The organism is Stenotrophomonas sp. 14P6.2.3 (assembly GCF_057799055.1).
Window position 1 is genome coordinate 55,960 of the sequence record NZ_JBYOLA010000017.1, and the last position, 17,315, is coordinate 73,274.

16 protein-coding genes are annotated in these 17,315 nt (G+C 66.2%); 11 read left to right on the top strand and 5 right to left on the bottom strand.

What is annotated here, in order from left to right; genetic code table 11:
* The 4 genes from AC27VL_RS14065 to map all read left to right on the top strand — a co-directional run bounded on the left by AC27VL_RS14065 (position 1) and on the right by map (position 2,457).
* A complete protein-coding gene (locus tag AC27VL_RS14065; RefSeq protein WP_488767002.1) occupies positions 1-885 on the top strand; it encodes a hypothetical protein in 885 nt (294 codons plus the stop codon).
* Between the two features lie 139 nt (positions 886-1,024).
* A complete protein-coding gene (locus tag AC27VL_RS14070) occupies positions 1,025-1,384 on the top strand; it encodes a bleomycin resistance protein (RefSeq protein ID WP_488767004.1) in 360 nt (119 codons plus the stop codon).
* 67 nt (positions 1,385-1,451) lie between these two features.
* Positions 1,452-1,664 carry a ParD-like family protein gene (locus tag AC27VL_RS14075; protein ID WP_025873788.1) on the top strand — a complete coding sequence of 71 codons (213 nt, stop codon included), beginning with the start codon at positions 1,452-1,454 and terminating at the stop codon, positions 1,662-1,664.
* A 10-nt stretch (positions 1,665-1,674) separates the two neighbouring features.
* Positions 1,675-2,457 carry a type I methionyl aminopeptidase gene (gene map / locus AC27VL_RS14080; protein WP_346558693.1) on the top strand — a complete coding sequence of 261 codons (783 nt, stop codon included), beginning with the start codon at positions 1,675-1,677 and terminating at the stop codon, positions 2,455-2,457.
* Here the strand turns inward: map and AC27VL_RS14085 are convergent.
* Complete coding sequence (locus AC27VL_RS14085) at positions 2,454-3,068, bottom strand: LysE/ArgO family amino acid transporter (protein ID WP_205404839.1); 615 nt, start codon at positions 3,066-3,068, stop codon at positions 2,454-2,456. The genes map and AC27VL_RS14085 overlap by 4 nt on opposite strands.
* Positions 3,069-3,172: 104 nt before the next feature.
* On the opposite strand from AC27VL_RS14085, the gene AC27VL_RS14090 reads away from it, so the two are divergent.
* The 5 genes from AC27VL_RS14090 to AC27VL_RS14110 all read left to right on the top strand — a co-directional run bounded on the left by AC27VL_RS14090 (position 3,173) and on the right by AC27VL_RS14110 (position 8,859).
* Positions 3,173-4,066 carry a LysR family transcriptional regulator ArgP gene (locus tag AC27VL_RS14090; RefSeq protein ID WP_488767007.1) on the top strand — a complete coding sequence of 298 codons (894 nt, stop codon included), beginning with the start codon at positions 3,173-3,175 and terminating at the stop codon, positions 4,064-4,066.
* Positions 4,067-4,177: 111 nt separating this feature from the next.
* A complete protein-coding gene (locus tag AC27VL_RS14095) occupies positions 4,178-5,554 on the top strand; it encodes a TolC family protein (protein WP_488767008.1) in 1,377 nt (458 codons plus the stop codon).
* On the top strand, positions 5,547-6,560 hold the full coding sequence (locus tag AC27VL_RS14100; protein ID WP_488767009.1) for an HlyD family secretion protein: 1,014 nt from the start codon (positions 5,547-5,549) through the stop codon (positions 6,558-6,560). Before AC27VL_RS14095 ends, AC27VL_RS14100 begins: the two co-directional genes overlap by 8 nt.
* Positions 6,545-7,732, top strand: a complete 1,188-nt coding sequence (locus AC27VL_RS14105; protein ID WP_488767011.1) for an ABC transporter permease — start codon at positions 6,545-6,547, stop codon at positions 7,730-7,732. Before AC27VL_RS14100 ends, AC27VL_RS14105 begins: the two co-directional genes overlap by 16 nt.
* Positions 7,729-8,859, top strand: a complete 1,131-nt coding sequence (locus tag AC27VL_RS14110; RefSeq protein WP_488767013.1) for an ABC transporter permease — start codon at positions 7,729-7,731, stop codon at positions 8,857-8,859. Before AC27VL_RS14105 ends, AC27VL_RS14110 begins: the two co-directional genes overlap by 4 nt.
* A gap of 16 nt (positions 8,860-8,875) precedes the next feature.
* Here the strand turns inward: AC27VL_RS14110 and AC27VL_RS14115 are convergent, their stop codons facing one another.
* From AC27VL_RS14115 to AC27VL_RS14125, 3 genes are all read right to left on the bottom strand, one after another.
* Positions 8,876-10,162, bottom strand: coding sequence for a hypothetical protein (locus AC27VL_RS14115; protein WP_488767015.1), 1,287 nt, complete (start codon positions 10,160-10,162; stop codon positions 8,876-8,878).
* Positions 10,163-10,380: 218 nt separating this feature from the next.
* Positions 10,381-10,749, bottom strand: a complete 369-nt coding sequence (locus AC27VL_RS14120) for a glycine zipper 2TM domain-containing protein (protein WP_025873797.1) — start codon at positions 10,747-10,749, stop codon at positions 10,381-10,383.
* A 154-nt stretch (positions 10,750-10,903) separates the two neighbouring features.
* Positions 10,904-13,126: a methyl-accepting chemotaxis protein gene (locus AC27VL_RS14125; protein WP_346558687.1), complete on the bottom strand. Its 2,223-nt coding sequence runs from the start codon at positions 13,124-13,126 to the stop codon at positions 10,904-10,906.
* A gap of 213 nt (positions 13,127-13,339) precedes the next feature.
* Between AC27VL_RS14125 and AC27VL_RS14130 the strand changes: the two genes are divergently transcribed.
* The gene (locus AC27VL_RS14130; RefSeq protein WP_488767017.1) at positions 13,340-13,732 is read left to right on the top strand and encodes a barstar family protein; all 393 of its coding nucleotides are present in this window, start codon (positions 13,340-13,342) and stop codon (positions 13,730-13,732) included.
* 27 nt (positions 13,733-13,759) lie between these two features.
* On the opposite strand, the gene AC27VL_RS14135 is transcribed toward AC27VL_RS14130, so the two are convergent.
* Entirely contained in the window at positions 13,760-14,389 is a 630-nt protein-coding gene (locus AC27VL_RS14135; RefSeq protein ID WP_488767019.1) for a hypothetical protein, read from the bottom strand.
* A gap of 322 nt (positions 14,390-14,711) precedes the next feature.
* Between AC27VL_RS14135 and mutS the strand changes: the two genes are divergently transcribed.
* On the top strand, positions 14,712-17,303 hold the full coding sequence (gene mutS, locus AC27VL_RS14140) for a DNA mismatch repair protein MutS (protein WP_488767020.1): 2,592 nt from the start codon (positions 14,712-14,714) through the stop codon (positions 17,301-17,303).
* Positions 17,304-17,315 lie beyond the last annotated feature (12 nt).

Here is a 17,315-nt window from a genome sequence, read left to right on the forward strand (position 1 = left end):
ATGCAGCTGCGTCCCCCGCTGATCCTCGACCTCGATGGTGGCGTACTGCCGTTGCCGCAGGCACGCACGCTCGCGCTGCAGCACTGGCATGACCCGCTGCGTTTTGCCTGCCGAAACACCACGCTGTCGCGCTTCGCCAATGACGTTCTGTTGCCGTTGCCGACACAACTCGGCACGGTGATGCTCGGCAGCGGCGACTTCCACCATCTCAGCCTGCCACTGCTGCAGCGCCTGCACACGCGCGCCCCGTTCCAGCTGGTGGTGCTGGACAACCATCCGGACAACATGCGCTTTCCCTTCGGCATGCACTGCGGTTCCTGGGTGAATGCCGCCGCTGCGCTGCCGCAGGTATCGCATGTGCACGTGCTGGGCATCACCTCCACCGATATCGGCGTGGGCCACGCGTGGGAGAACCACTGGCGGCCCTTGCTGGGACGGCGGCTGACCTACTGGTGCATGGATGTGGATGTGGGCTGGGCCAGCCGCGTGGGCATGGCAGGTGCCTTCCGCCGCTTCGAACATCCCGAGGCACTGGTTGCCGCGTTCGCCGCCGAACAGGCTCAAGCGCCGCGGCCCACCTATCTGTCGATCGACAAGGACGTGTTCGCTGAAGAGGTAGCACGCAGCAACTGGGATCAGGGCCGCTTCCAGCTTGAACATGCGCTGATGGTGATCGAGGCCCTGCGCACCGGTGGACTGGTGGGCAGCGACATCACCGGCGAGGTTTCACTGCCCAACTACCAGAGCCGTTTCAAGCGCTGGTTGTCGTCGCTGGATGGGCAGCCCGACATCAGCGCCGATGATCTGCCGACATGGCAGCAGCAGCACCAGCAGGTGAACCGCGAACTGCTGGCGGCGATGGCCGCAGTGCCGACCGCCTGCTGAGCGGCTTTTTTTTGTAGAGCCGAGCCATGCTCGGCTTCTGTTCGCGGTCCCCTGAGTCGAACATGGCTCGACCCTACAAAAGGCGATAGCCGAGCATGGCTCGGCACTACACTGGGTTCCCGCCCCCGGAGTTGCCGTCATGCCCCAGACCGTCATCCCGCAGCTGCGCATGCGCCATGCCGATACCAGCCTGCCGTTCTACGTACAGGGCCTGGGCTTCCTCGTCGACTGGGAGCACCGCTTCGAACCCGGCTTCCCGCTGTTCGCCCAGCTCACCCGCGAGGGCCAGACGATCTTCCTGACCGAACACACCGGCGACTGCGAAGTGGGCGGCGCGGTGTATTTCATCGTCAACGACGTCGATGCCCTGCATCGTGCTTTCAGCGCTGCGGGGGTACCCATCGAGCAGCCGCCACACGATACGGACTGGGGAAGCCGCGAAATGCTGATCGTCGATCCGGACGCCAACCGCCTGCGCTTCGCCACGGATGCTGGCTGAATGCCACGGGCTTGAGAGGTGATATACGTTTCGTATACGCTTCGTATATTCCCTGTCGAGAACTCCCATGGGCATCGTCAACATCGATGACACCCTGCACGACCAGCTGCGCCGTGCCTGCACCGTCTCCAACCGCTCGATCAATGCCCAGGCCACGTTCTGGATCCGGGTCGGCATGCTGTGCGAGATGAACCCGACCCTGAGCTTCCAGGACGTCGTCGCCAGCGAACTGCGCGCCGCCGGCGTGCAGCCGCAGCTGCTTGCGCCCGGGCGGGCCTGAGCCGATGGCCATGATCAAGCGCCCCGACGAGATCGACCGCCTGGCCGAGTCCGGACGACTGCTGGCGCAGGTCTTCGCGATGCTTGACGCGCTGCCGCTGCAGGGCCGCAGCACGCTGGAGATCAACGACATCGTCGAACGCATGATCGTCAACGACCTGCAGGCACGGCCGGCCAGCAAAGGGCAGTACGGGTTCCCGTACGTGCTCAATGCCTCGATCGACAACGTCATCTGCCACGGCATGCCGTCGGCCGACGATGTGCTGCGCAATGGCCAGATCGTCAACCTCGACATCACGCTGGAGAAGCACGGCTACATCGCCGATTCCAGCACCACGTATCTGGTGGGTGAAGTCGACTACGCCGCGCGCAAGCTGGTGCAGGTGACCTATCAGGCCATGTGGAAGGGCATCGCCGCTGTGCGGCCAGGCGCGCGCCTGGGCGACATCGGCCACGCCATCGCCCGCCATGCCCGCAGCCACGGCTACAGCGTGGTCAAGGAATACTGCGGCCACGGTATCGGCCAGGAAATGCACGAGGAGCCACAGATCCTGCACTACGGCCATGCCGGCACCGGCATGGAACTGCAGGAAGGCATGGTGTTCACCATCGAGCCGATGCTCAACCAGGGCAAACCTGCGATCCGCCAGCAGCCCGACGAATGGCCGGTGTACACCCGCGACGGCAAGCTGTCGGCGCAGTTCGAGCACACCGTGGCCGTGACCCGTACCGGTGTGCGCGTGCTGACCCTGCGCCCCGATGAAACCCCGTTGTGCGCGGTGGACGCGGCCTAGAGCGGACGCAGCAGCAACAGCAGCGCGAGGCACAGCATGAAGGCCGCCACGCCTGCATCCAGCACCCGCCACGCTGCCGCGTTGCGGAACACCGGCTGCAGCAACCGGGCGCCGAATCCCAGCCCGCAGAACCACAGCACGCTGGCCACGCAGGCGCCCGCCGCGAACGCCCAGCGCAGCTCACCCGGATAGCGCGTGGACAGGCTGCCCAGCAACACCATCGTATCCAGGTAGACGTGCGGGTTGAGCAGGGTGAAGGCCAGGCAGGCCAGCAGCACCTGCCGCCGGCTGCCACCACTGGCATCAGCCGCGGCCAGCGCGCTGCCACCGCGCCATGCGCGCAGCCCGGCCTGCAGGCCATAGCACAGCAGGAAGGCGGCCCCGCCGAAGCGCAGCACCTGCAACAGCAGCGGCCATTGCAGCACCAGCGCTCCCATGCCGCCCACGCCAGCCAGGATCAGCGCGATGTCGGCGCCCATGCAGGCCAGCACCACCATGCCCACGTAGCGACGCTGCAGCCCCTGCCGCAGCACGAAGGCGTTCTGCGCACCGATGGCGATGATCAGGCCAGCACCCGCAAACAGGCCGGCCAAGGCCGCAGCAATCCACATCCGACGCTCTCCACCGTGAAAGGAAGCGCAGGGTGCGACCAACGGACCCGTTAAGGCCAGCTGGTTTTTCTTTATCCTGTGCAGAAAAACTGAAGAGGCACCGCGTGGACCTGGTACATCCGCAGTTGAGCGCCTTCACCGCGGTGCTCGAAGAAGGCAGCTTCGAGGCCGCCGCACGCCGCCTTTCGATCAGTCCGTCGGCGTTGTCGCAACGGATCAAGGCACTTGAGGACCGGCTGGGCCAGGTCCTGGTGGTACGGCAAGCGCCATGCCGGCCTACCGCTGCCGGCGAGGCACTGCTGCGGCGGGTGCGGCCGATGCAGGCACTGCAGGCCGAAGCGCTGGCCGAACTGTTGCCGGAACGCGGTAGCGATGCCACCCGCACGCCGATTCCGTTGGCGGTCAACGACGATTCGCTGGACACCTGGTTCGTCGCCGCCATCGCCGAGCTGCACCAGCGCCACGGCTACCTGTTCGACCTGCGCATGGACGACCAGGACCACACTCTGGAACTGCTGCGCAACGGCAGCGTGCTGGGCGCGGTCACCGCCGAACGCAAACCCCTGAAGGGCTGCAACGTGCATCCGCTGGGCGCGATGCGCTACCACGCCATCGCCTCACCGGCCTTTGCGCGGCGCCACTTCAGCAAGGGCATGCAGGCTGACGCATTGGCGTCGGCGCCGATGATCGTGTTCAACCGCAAGGATGAACTGCAATGGCGCTTCCTGCGCAGGCTGACCCGTGCACGCCTGCAACCGCCCGTCCACTACCTGCCCTCCTCCACCGGCTTCGTCGATGCTGCCGCGCGTGGACTCGGCTGGTGCCTTGCTCCGGAGGCCCTGGTTACGCCAGCGGTACAGGCCGGGCAGGTAGTGGTGCTGGAACCTCGTCGATGGCTCGACGTACCCTTGTTCTGGCAGCATGCCGCCGTGCGTTCGAGCACGCTGCAGCACATCACCCAGGCGCTGCGCACCGCCGCTGGCAACACCTTACGTTGAAAAGAGCATGATCCAGACCACCGCAGACCCCGGCTTCACGCGCGGACCACTACCGTTTGCCCACTTCTTCACTACAGGAACGGCATGCGCCTGAGCTGCCCACGGACAAGGATGCACCGCGCGCTCGGCGCTGCCGGCCTGGCCTTGCTGGCAAGCCTGCCGCTGGCCGCAGCGGCACAGACCAGCGCGCCTCCAGCGCTGGAATGGGAACAGGCGCGGCAGCGGCTGGAACAGGTCTCCGACGCACTGGCCGCTGCTGATGCCGGCGTGCGCAACAAGGAAGAACTGCAGGAAGCCACCCGCCTGCTGCGCCTGCCGGAGATCACCGGCGAAGTGCGCCGGCTGCAGTTCCAGAAGACCCTGACCCTGCCGCTGGGCTCACTGGCACCGGTGGCCGAGGCCTATGGCATCGACTCGCCGCTGTCGTTCACCGAACGCGACTGGCGCACGCGGCCGGTGGTCACCGCCGTGCTGCCGCTGTACACCGGCGGCCTGATTCCCGCCGCGCAGCGTGCTGCCGGCGCGGCCAGCGAACAGGCCAGCGCCGAGCGCGAAGCGCAGCGACAGTCACTGACCGTGCAGCTGGCCCAGGCCTACTTTGGCCAGCGCCTGGCCGAGCAGGCTGTAGTCGTGCGGCGCGATGTGCGCGATGGCCTCAATCGCCACCTGTCGGATGCCGAAAAGCTGGAACGCGAAGGCTTCGCCACCCGAGCGCAGCGCCTGCAGGCTACCGTCGCCCGCGACAAGGCCGAGCGCGACTACCAGAAGACCCTCAATGATCTGGCCACGCTGAAGGCTGCGCTGGCCACCCTGCTGCGCAGCGGCGGCGATGTGCAGCCATTGTCTCCGCTGTTCGTGCAGCGCACCGCGCTGGAACCGGTCACCAGCTTCGAGCGCACCGCGCAGGCACGGCAGCCGCAGATCGCGCGCCTGCGGGCGATCGTCGCGCAGGCCGAACAGGGCGTGCGCGTGCAGCAGGCCAAGCTCAAGCCAACGGTATTCCTGTTCGGCCAGTACGACTTCCGGCGCCGCGACGAAATGCTGACCGATCCGGACTGGGCATTCGGCATCGGCCTGAAGTACACCTTCCTGTCGCCGAACTCGCGACCGGCACAGATCAGCGCCGCACGCGCGCAGCAGGAGCAGGCCGAGGCAGGCCTGCGCGAGGCCGAGAACCAGGTGGCACTGGGTGTGCGCAAGGCCTGGAACGAGCTGGAAACCGCGCGCCAGCAGTTCGTGCTGCTGGACAGCAGCATCGCCCAGGCCGACGAGAACCTGCGCCTGCAGGAGCTGGCCTTCCGCGAAGGCCAGGCCACCTCACTGGACGTGATCGATGCGCGGCTAGGCCTCGGCGGCGCCCGCGTCGAACGTGCGCAGGCGGCCTACCAATACGATATCGCCTTGGCCCAGTTGCTTGAGGTGAGTGGACAGATGGACCGCTTCGAAGACCATCGGCGGCGTGCAGACGAGGTGATCGATCATGAGTGATGTGTTGCACGACGAAGCAACGACGCCCCCGGGCAAGCGCCGGCTGGGGCCGATTCTGCTGGTGGTGCTGCTGGTAGCGGTGGTGCTGGGCCTGTGGCTGGCCTGGCGCAGCCCCGCCGACCAGATCCAGGGCATGGCCGACGCCGACACCCTCAACGTGTCGGCCAAGATCACTGCGCGCGTGGCCGAACTGAGGGTGCGCGAGGGTGATCGCGTGCAGGCCGGACAAGTACTGTTCCTGCTCGACAGCCCCGAAGTAGCGGCCAAGGAACAGCAGGCGCACGGCGCGCTGGCCGCGGCGCAGGCGGTGGCCGACAAGGCCAACGACGGCGCACGCAGCGAAGACATCCGCGCGGCCGAAGCCAACTGGAAGCGCGCCGAAGCCGGCGCCACGCTTGCCGAAGCCACCTACCGGCGCGTGCAGAACCTGTTCAACGAAGGGGTGATGACCCGGCAGAAGCGCGACGAAGCCGCTGCCCAGGCCACCAGCTCACGCGAACTGGCCCGTGCCGCCCGCGCCCAGTACGACATGGCGTTGGCCGGTGCGCGCGAACAGGACAAGCGTGCCGCACAGGGCCAGGTGCAGCAGGCGCAGGGCGCGGTGGCGGAAGTCAACGCCGCACGCGTTGAAGTGGAAGGTCGCGCACCGGTGGCCGGTGAAATCAACAAGCGCATGGCCGACCCGGGCGAACTGGTACCGGCCGGCTACCCGGTGTTCACCCTGGTCGATATCGACCGCATGTGGGTGTCGATGAACCTGCGCGAATCGCAGATGCAGGGCCTGAAGGTCGGCAGCAAGCTGCGTGGCAGCGTGCCGGCGCTCGGCAAGGACGACGAGTTCAAGGTCTATTTCATCAATCCCGCGGGCGACTACGCTACCTGGCGTACGACCCGTCAGTCATCGGGCTATGACGTGCGCAGCTTCGAAGTGCGGGTGCGCCCGGTACGCCGCATCGAGGGCTTCCGCCCCGGCATGAGCGTGCTGTTCGCATGGCCGCAGCACTGAATACCGACCGCGGCGGCTTCGGCGGCTCATGGCAGCGCGAACTGCGCCGGTTGTGCAGCAGCCGTGCAGACCTGGCGCTGGTCACCGTGCTGCCACTGTTGATGCTGGTGGTGATGGCCTGGATGTTCTCCGCATCGGTGATGCGCGATGTGCCGATTGCCGTGGTCGACCTGGACCACAGCAGCGACAGCCGCCTGCTGCTGCGCATGCTGGATGCCAGCCCCGGTGTGCGCATCGCCAGCCAACCGGCAGGCATGGAGGAGGCACGCGCGCAGCTGCGCCGGCTGGAAGTGTTCGCGGTGGTGCTGGTGCCGCGCGATGTGACCCGCCAGGCGTTGCGCGGCCGGCAGGGCACGGTGTTTTCTTATTACAACGCCACCTACATGACCACCGGCCAGTCCGCTGCGCGTGATATCGGCGATGCGGTGTCTGCATGGAACGCGCGGCTGCTGCGCGAACGCATCGGCCTGCAGGTCGGGCCGGGCAAGCTGCGTGCCGCGCCCATCGCGGTGCAGTCGGACATCCTGTTCAATCCAGCCCGCAGCTACGAGTTGTTCCTGCTGCCGCTGATTTTCCCGGCGGTACTGTCGCTGGTGCTGGCGCTGGCAGTGGCCGGCAGCCTCGGCCGTGAGATCCGCGACGGCACCCTGCCCGCCTGGCTGGGCCACGCGCCGTGGTCGGCCATTGCCGGCAAGGTGCTGCCCTACGTGCTGCTGTTCTCGTTGTACGGCGCGCTGGGCGCGGCCTACCTGGCCTGGCTGCGCGGCGACGGCATCGCCGGCAGCGTGGTTCTGCTGCTGCTCGCACAGCCGCTGTTCTACCTGGCCACCGCGGCCTATGCCCTGTTCTTCGTCGGCGTCACCCGCGACATGGGCACCGCCCTGTCCGCCGTGGGTCTGAGCATCGGCACCGCACTGGCTTTTTCCAGCGCCACGTTCCCGGTGATCGACGCGCCGTTGTTCACCCGCGTCTGGCACCTGCTGCTGCCGCTCAGCGCCTACATCAAGCTGCGGACCCAGCAGCAGTTCATCGGCTCGCCGTTGGTGGTGTCGCTGTGGCCGCTGGCCACGCTGCTGCTGATGATCCTGGTCGCCGGCGGCATCGGCGGTTGGCGCCTGCTGGCGTTCGCGCGCACGCCGCAGGCCGCGCAACCCGCCGGGGCTGGCGCATGAGCAGGATCTGGCACAGCCTGCGGCAGACCCTGCTTGCCGTGCTCTGCGACCGCTATGCGATCGTGGTGATGGTCGGCGCGGTGATCCTGTACTCGTTCTTCTACCCCGCCGCCTATCGCCACCAGGTAGCCGGCAACCTGCCCGTGCTGGTGGTCGATGAAGACCACAGCGCGACCAGCCGCGAACTGCTGCGCAAGCTCGATTCGCTGCGCGTGGCCCATGTGGTCGGGCAACCGGCCGATCTGCAGGATGCGCGTGCACAGCTGGAAGCCGGCCATGCCGAAGGCATCGTGCTGATCCCGGCCAACCTGGAGCGCGACATCCTGCGTGGCCATCCGGCCAAGCTGGTACTGCTCGGCAACGGCGCCTATCTCGGCCGCGCCAGCTGGGTGCTGGGCAGCGTGGCGGATGCACTGGGCGCGTTCGGCCGCGACGCGGCAATCACCCAGGCCGCGTTCATGGGCGCGCCACAGGCACCACCGGTCACCCTCGTGCAACGGCCGCTGTACAACACGCAGGAGGGCTATGGCAGCGCGATCGTGCCTGGCGTGGCCGAACTGATCGTGCATCAGACACTGCTGATGGGTATCGGCGTCCTGCTCGGCGGTCGCCGGTTGGTGCTGGGCCGGCGCCTGCGGTTCGACCTGCCCACCCTGACCGGCATGGCCCTCGGCTTCGGCCTGATCGGGCTGTTCGGGCTGTTCTGGTACGCCGGCTTCACCGCCTGGGTTCAGGACTATCCGCGTGGCGGCAACCCGCTCGGGCAACTACTGGGTGGTACGCTGTTCATCGCTGCCACGGTAGCGTTCGGCCTGTTCGTCGGCAGCTTCTTCCGCACCCGCGAACGCGCCTTCCAGTACATCATCGCCACCTCCATCCCGCTGTTCTTCCTGGCCAGCCTGTCCTGGCCGGCGGTGATGACGCCCCGCCCACTGGTCTGGTTGGCGCAACTGCTGCCGACCACCTCCGGCATCAACCTGATGGTGCGCCTGAACCAGATGGACGCCAGCCTGGCCGAGGTCAGCCACGAACTGATCACCCTGGCCGTGCTGCTGGTGCTGTACAGCGCCCTCGCCCTCTGGCGCCTGCACAGCAAAAAAGGGACGGAGGGGAAGAGAGCGACGTAATCCCCTCCGTCCCCTTTTACGGCTCTGGTGCGTACCAGAACGGGATGTTGTATTCGCGGCGGCGGCTGGGACCACGTTCGCCGCCGTCGGCGTTCCAGACCAGTCGCAGGTCATGCCGGCCCGGCTTCAGATCCGCCATCGGCAAGTAGCCCACCAGTCCGCGCATGTCCAGGTCGCGACGCTCCATCGGCACGAAATCATGCAGGTCGACCTTGCCGCCATCGAGCTGCACCGTCCACAGCAGCGCCATGCAGTTCACCGCTGCCGTCGCCGCCTGTGCACCCTGCGCTTCGTTACGGGCACCGCCCGCACAGCGCTGCCGTGCCACCGGATTGTCACGCTGCGGACGGTGCGGAATGAACAGCCGCAACCGCGATGCACTGATGGTATCGGCCGGAATCATCGGATAGGGCAGCAGCTGGTCATGCGCAGAGCGCAGCGATTCGTAGTGCGCGCCCAGCATGCCGTGGTCCACCGCTTCTTCGGTCAGCACGCTGTAGCGGTTGAACAGCGAGAACTTCTTCGAGCCGTACACCTGCAGCGCGGCGAGCACCATCGCCAGCATCACCGCCGACAGGTAGATCACGGTGAACGAGCGACCGCGCAGGTTGCTCTGCAGGGTCCACTGCATGGTCTGCAGCAGGCGCAGCATCGGTACCCGCTGCAGGCCAGCCAGCACCGACTGCAGCCGCTTCTCCTGCCGTGCGGTGTCCAGCCCCCGCGCTTGGCGCCGGGCGATCGACTTCTCCAGCAGCATCGGCACCATCGCCAGACCGAGCAGGCCAACCATCAGCACCGCGACAATTCCCAGCGTGATGCGATCAACATCGCCGAAGGCGGCACCGATGGCCATCGCCACACCGAGCGAGACAATCGCCACCACCAGGGTGCCGGCCAGGGTCTGCACGCACAGCAGCGTGGTCGAGAACAGCATGGTGGCAAGCCGGTCCGCGCGTTCGATGGTGCCGTCGAGCCCACCGTCTCGCTGCTTCAGGAACGCGCGTGAGAACGGACCCAGCATCGTCAGTCGATCCCAGTCGATGCCGTTGGGGAAGTGCGATTTCAGACCGATCAGGCCGATCCAGTAGCCGCGCACCGCCAGGTGGATGATCAAGGCCACCGCCATCACGTAGCACATGCCGACGCCGATGCTGAAGGCGAACCACAGCGCCTGGAAGTAGACCCCTTCGGTATGCAGGCTGCTGCGCGCCCACGCATCGAACAGGTAGCCCGGCACGGCCAGCAGTGCGAAGGCGAGCAGGCCGGAAATGAACAGCTCCAGCTCGTCGGTGCGGTCGCGCACGCGGGAGTAGCTGGCTGTCGCGCGAGGCACTGCATCGGCAACATCGGACGGGTCCCGTCGGTCCACAGCACTCGACTCGTTCACTGGCGATTCATCCCTGGAGGTCGGCGCAGTATAGGCATGCGCCCTGCTCCGCGGAACGGGACCGGAAACGAAGAACGCCGGCACAGGGCCGGCGTTCGGGTACAGCGGTGTGGAAGGGGTTATCGCATGGGGGATCAGCGGTAGACGCGCTCACAACGACGCTCGACCACGCGATCACCAGTCTTCTGCTGATGGTTGCCCTGGATCTGCCGGCCGGCTGCGCCGCCCGCCACGGCACCGGCAACCGTTGCCAGCTTCTTGCCGTTGCCGCCGCCTACCTGGTTGCCCAGCAAACCACCAACCACGGCGCCGGTGGCGGTACCGGTGATGCGATTGGGATCGCGGGTATTGCGCTGCACTTCCACGTTCTTGCAGACCACGCGGCTGCCATCGTTGAACTTGCGGCCTTCATCACGCGGGCCGTAATTCTGTGCGCCAGCAACGGACGAGGCTGCCAGCAGGGTGCCCAGCACCATCAATCGGGTCGAGGTCTTCATGGCCATCTCCTGTGCTCCGGTATGGCGCAAGTGTCTGCCTGCGGGTGGCAACTGCAGGTGAAATCCGCGTCTGCGGGTGTTGAGCGGCCACCATCGGTTCAGGAAACAAAAATGCGCCCATCGCGACCAGCATCGCGATGGGCGCCGTCTCCCACCCGGCTTAGAACTCTTCCCACCCACCCGTGTTGGCCGCGAGCGAGGGCGCGATGCGCGGCGCCACGCCGGTCACGCGACGCACCGGCGGCACGCTTGCAGCGACCGCTGCCAACATCGGTCGGACCGCTGCCGCCGCCACCGAAGCCCCGGTGCGGAACACCGATACCGCTTCGGCCAGCAGGTTGGCCTGTTCCTCCATCGAACGTGCTGCAGCGCTGGCCTCTTCCACCAGCGCAGCATTCTGCTGGGTGGTTTCGTCCATCTGCATCACGGTCTGGTTGACCTGCTCGATACCCGAGCTCTGCTCCTGCGAGGCCGCCGAGATCTCGGCCATGATGTCGGTCACCCGCTGCACCGAGGCGACGATCTCGCCCATCGTGGTGCCGGCCTGACGCACCAGCGCCGAGCCGTCGGATACCTTGCCCACCGACTCTTCGATCAGGCCCTTGATCTCCTTGGCGGCGCCAGCCGAGCGCTGCGCCAGCGTGCGCACCTCACTGGCCACCACGGCGAAGCCCCTGCCCTGCTCGCCCGCGCGCGCCGCTTCCACCGCGGCGTTGAGCGCCAGGATGTTGGTCTGGAAGGCGATGCCATCAATCACACTGATGATCTCGGCGATCTTCTTCGACGACGCTTCGATGGCGCTCATGGTGGTCACCACCTGACCGACCACCTCGCCGCCCTGCGAGGCCACCCCATGTGCACCGATCGCCAGCTGATTGGCCTGGCGCGCGTGTTCGGCGTTCTGCTTCACCGTGGAGGTCAGTTCCTCCATCGACGCTGCCGTCTCTTCCAGGTTGGCCGCCTGCTGCTCGGTACGCCGCGACAGATCGGTATTGCCCGAGGCGATTTCCCCCGCTGCCAGATTGATGCTGGATGCACTGGTCTGGATGCGGCCGACGATCTGGGTCAGCTGTTCGACGGTGGCATTGCAGTCGTCGCGCATGCGCGCGAAGACACCGTGGAAATCGCCCTGCATGCGTACGGTCAAATCGCCGCGCGAGATCGCCTGCAGCAGGCTCGACACCTGCACCAGATTCTCATCGGTGGTCTGCATCAACCGGTTCAACCCGGTCACCATCTCGCCGAAATCGTGCTCGAAGCGAGTTTCGTCGCCACGCAGGCTGAAGTCGCCGGCGGCCGCGGCTGTGGCCAGCCGGCGGATCTCGCCGTTGATGGCCGACAGGCTGGACTTGGTCTCATCCATGGCCTGGGTGATCGCCGCCTTCTCGCCCGGCAGGCGATCCATGTCCACCGACAGGTCGCCGCGTGCGTAGTGCTTCATCACTTCGATCAGGCGGTTCTGCACCTGCACGTGCGAACCCACCAGTGCGTTGGTGTCATGCACCATCCGCCCGTAATCGCCGGGGAAGGTACTCTCGTCCATGCGGTAGCTCAGGCTGCCGTCATCATGCTGCCGCGCCATCTCGCCCTGCGCCGTCATCACGGCCTGCAGCTGCCCCTGCATGCGCTGCATGGATTTCAGCAACTGGGTCACCTCGTCGTTGCCCGAGGCATCGATGACGTTGTCCAAGCGACCGTTGGCAATGCCATCGGCCAGCTTCACCGCGCCCGCCAAGGGCCGGGTCAGACTGCGGGTGATCGCCCACGCAGCCAGTGCACCGAGGATCAGGCTGAGCACACCGAAGGCGATGGACAGTGTTCCCGTCCACGCTTCCGTGGCGCGGTACTCCTCACGGCTGCGTTCGGTCAGGGCTTCCTGGTGCCGCAGCAGGCTGGAGATCGCTCCATTCCAAGCGGTGGCCAGACCGTGTTCGGCCAGCAGTTCGGTGGCCGCACCGTCGTAGTCGCCCGCCTTCATCCGTTCGTGCAGCTGCCGGGTGGAGGCGTCGGTGGCCTTGCGTGCCGCCGCGATCTGCGCCACCAGCGTATCGCCGGTGGCATCGCGGGGAATCGTGATGTACTTGTCCCAGATGCCGTCGTAGGTGCGGCTCAGTTCCTGCGCCCGCTGGTAATCCCTGTCGAACTCCTCGCCGCGCTTGATCACCATCAGGCGACGATGCATCAGCACCGCGTTGTTGGTATCAAGCATGTCGTTCAACAACCGCATCTTGACCATGTTCACGCCCACCACTTTCTCGAACTGGGCGGACTTCAGATGGTTTCCGTACAACACCAGGCCGACGATGGCCATGATGAACAGCAACAGCAGACCGAAGCCGGCAGAAAGCCGGGATCCCACACGGAGGTTGCGTAAGGCGAGCATCTCAATTCCCTTGATCGTGGCCCTATATCGGTGACGGCACGATCCGGGGAAACTTTAAATACATTTACTGAAACAACGCCTCATTAACATAAATGCATTCAAGTAGAGCCCTTTCCTTATTCCTCCCCATTTTCCACTGAAGGCAGGGTGGGAATGCATCACGCAGATGAATAAGCCGCGCGCTCTTTGGCCGCGCAACGCTATAGTCGGCAGATGAACGTATTCCTGCAGATCAACGGCACCGTCATCGTTGATATCCCAAGTTTCTACGCAGAAATCAACCGTGTATTCATGGCTGGCGAAGACTGGCAGCTCGGGCCCAGCCTCGATGCATTGGACGATCTGCTGTACGGCGGTTATGGCGCACTGGCCGGGCACAAAACGGCCACGGTGGTCTGGCGCGATATCGACTGCAGCCGCGATGCACTGGGAGTGGAGGCCACGCGTGCGTGGCTGCAAGACAAGCTGCGGCAACCGGGTACGTTCAATGCCGAAGCCATCCGCCGCCAGCTGGACGCCCTGCAGCGCGGCGATGGGCAGACCTACTTTGACATCGTGATGGATATCTTCGCCAGCCACCCGAATATCAATCTGCAACGTGCCTGAGGCAGTCAGGCCTGTTGCCACTCCACATCAGGGAACATGGCAACAGGTGCCACAAGCACAGCAGGAACTTGCCCCACAGCATTTGAGCGACTGTCCGCTGCCATCCTGACACTTCGCGCCACAGCATCCGCTGTTGCGCACAGATGCCACCGTCGTGGCGATCGCACACGCCTTCAACGCGTCATCCGCCTCCAGAAGCGGCGTCTCTCTTGAATAGTCAAGTACCTGAACGTCGGTCGGACCCGCATCCAGTCCCTGCTTGTAAAGCCCCAGCGGTCGCCCGCTTCGCGCTCCCGCCTGCACCGTTATCGGAGAAATCGTCAGTGCACCCTCCTGCAACAACGTACCGCTGAACTGTTCTCCCTGCCACAGACTCCACTGCAGGTCTGCGGCCGCTTCACCGACAAAGGCCGATGTCTGGGCAACATCGAGCACCAACGTGTAGCGGCGCCCGTGCTTCTCCTCCAGCGTGAGGATCGCCGTGCGTCCTTCCTGCACGCTTACACGGGGCGAGAATACGGGGTTCGCGTCGTGCAGCACCCGCAGAGTGAGGTGGTGCAGGTCCTTTGATCCGGATACTTCTGCAGCCAAGGACGGAGCCGCAGTACTGACCAGGAACATCGCAAGCAACATACCAAACAACGTACGAAGGAACATGCAGGAACTCCGTTGACCGCCCGATTGCGGCCGTCAACTCTCCACCGGCGATCCAAACGCAAGTTGTGACCCACACAACACATTCATCAAGCTCCCCCGACGGCGCGCCCACAGCGACCATTTCATACGTGATCGCCGCTATCCTGCGGCATCCACGCAGCCACTGACCGCCACGGACGCCACCGCCGCTGCTTGTCTGCGACATCTCACACGCCACCAACGAAAGCGCCTTTTCCCCCCGACCAGTTACCATGGACGACCCTGTACCCGCTCCGACCCGCTGCCCTCCGGCGCGAGCGGACGCCCCTGATCCACGAGCCCCATGTCCAAAGACAAGTCCGCCGAACACACCCCGCTGATGAAGCAGTTCTTCGCAGCCAAGTCCGACTATCCGGACCTGCTGCTGTTCTTCCGCATGGGCGACTTCTACGAGCTGTTCTACGACGACGCGCGCAAGGCCGCGCGCCTGCTCGACATCACCCTGACCCAGCGCGGCAGCTCCGGTGGTGCACCGATTCCGATGGCCGGTGTGCCGGTGCACGCCTACGAGGGCTACCTGGCACGGCTGGTGGCGCTGGGCGAATCGGTGGCGATCTGCGAACAGATCGGCGACCCGGCACTGGCCAAGGGTCTGGTCGAACGCAAGGTGGTGCGCATCGTCACTCCGGGCACCGTTACCGACGAAGCGCTGCTGGATGAGCGCCGAGACACCCTGCTGATGGCCCTGTCGCGCAACAAGAGCGGCTATGGGCTGGCCTGGGCCGACCTGGCCGGCGGCCGCTTCCTGGTCAACGAAGTCGACACTGACGATGCACTGGAAGCCGAACTGGCCCGCCTGGAACCGGCCGAACTGCTGGTGCCGGATGAAGAGAACTGGCCCGACTTCCTGCGCCAGCGCAGCGGCGTGCGTCGCCGCGCGCCGTGGCTGTTCGACGCCGACAGTGGTCGCCGCCAGCTGCTGAACTTCTTCAAGCTGCACGACCTCAGCGGCTTCGGCATCGACGACAAGCCGCGCGCCACGGCCGCTGCCGGCGCCCTGCTCGGCTATGTCGAGGAAACCCAGAAGCAGCGCCTGCCGCACCTGACCTCCATCTCGATGGAGACCGCCAGCGAAGCGATCGCGATGAACGCGGCAACGCGTCGCCATCTGGAGCTGGACACCCGCGTCGACGGCGATACCCGCAACACCCTGCTCGGCGTGCTCGACAGCACGGTGACACCGATGGGTGGCCGCCTGCTGCGCCGCTGGCTGCATCGGCCGCTGCGCCTGCGCGAGGTGCTGGTGCAGCGCCACCACGCGGTGGAAACACTGATCGACCGCGGTGCGGAGGCCGATATCCGCGAACAGTTCCGCCGCCTCGGCGACCTGGAACGCATCCTCACCCGCGTCGCCCTGCGCTCGGCGCGGCCGCGCGACTTCTCGACCCTGCGCGATGGCCTCGGCCTGCTGCCGGCCGTACGCGAGGTGCTGGCACCGTTGGATTCACCGCGACTGCAGACCCTGCACGCCGCGCTCGGCGAGCACGACGAGTGCGCGCACCTGCTGGCCAGCGCCATTGCCGAAATGCCACCGCTCAAGCTCAGCGATGGTGGCGTGCTGGCCGATGGCTTCGACGCCGAGCTGGATGAACTGCGCCGCCTGTCGACCCACGCCGACCAGTTCCTGGTCGACCTGGAACAGCGCGAGCGCGAGAGCAGCGGCATCGCCACCCTGAAGGTCGGCTACAACCGTGTGCACGGCTACTACATCGAAATCAGCAAGGGCCAGTCCGAGCGCGCGCCGGTGCATTACACCCGCCGCCAGACACTGACCAACGCCGAGCGCTACATCACCGAAGAACTGAAGGCGTTCGAGGACAAGGTGCTGTCTGCCCGCGACCGTTCGCTGTCGCGCGAGAAGTATCTGTACGAGCAGCTGCTGGACACGCTGGGCACGCAGTTGGAGCCGCTCAAGCAGTGCGCCGCCGCACTCAGCGAACTGGATGTGCTGGCCGCCTTCGCCGAGCGTGCGCAGGCGCTGGACTGGGCGCGTCCGGAACTGCAGGCCGAGCCGTGCCTGAAGATCGAACGCGGCCGCCATCCGGTGGTGGAAGCGGTGCGTGACCAGCCGTTCGAGCCCAACGATCTGGACCTGCACCCGGACCGTCGCATGCTGGTCATCACCGGCCCGAACATGGGCGGTAAATCGACCTACATGCGGCAGAACGCGCTGATCGTGCTGCTGGCCCACATCGGCAGCTTCGTGCCGGCCAGCCGCGCGTTGATCGGCCCGATCGACCGCATCCTGACCCGCATCGGCGCCGGCGACGATCTTGCCCGCGGGCAATCGACCTTCATGGTCGAGATGGCTGAAACCAGCTACATCCTGCATCACGCCACCGCACATTCGCTGGTGCTGATGGACGAGATCGGCCGCGGCACCTCCACCTACGATGGCCTCGCCCTGGCCGACGCGGTGGCGCGCCACCTCGCCTACGAAAACCGCTGCTACACGCTGTTCGCCACCCATTACTTCGAACTGACCGCGCTGGCCGACGAACAGCACGAGGGCGGCCGCAGTGGCATCGCCAACGTGCACCTGGATGCCGTGGAGCACGGCGAAGCGCTGGTGTTCATGCACGCGGTGAAGGACGGCCCGGCCAACCGCAGCTTCGGCCTGCAGGTGGCTGCCCTTGCCGGCCTGCCGCGTGCCACCGTGGCACAGGCGCGTCGACGCCTGGCCGAGCTGGAGCAGCGCGGCGGCGAAAGCCATGCTGCCGAGCTCGCCCCGCAGGCGCTGGATGCACCGCAGCAGTTCGGACTGTTCGCCGCCCCGCCGAACAAGGCGCAGGAGGCGCTGGCCGCGCTCGACCCGGACGAGCTGACGCCGAAGCAGGCACTGGAAGCGCTGTACCGGTTGAAGGCGCTGCTGTAATCCCGGCCGCCG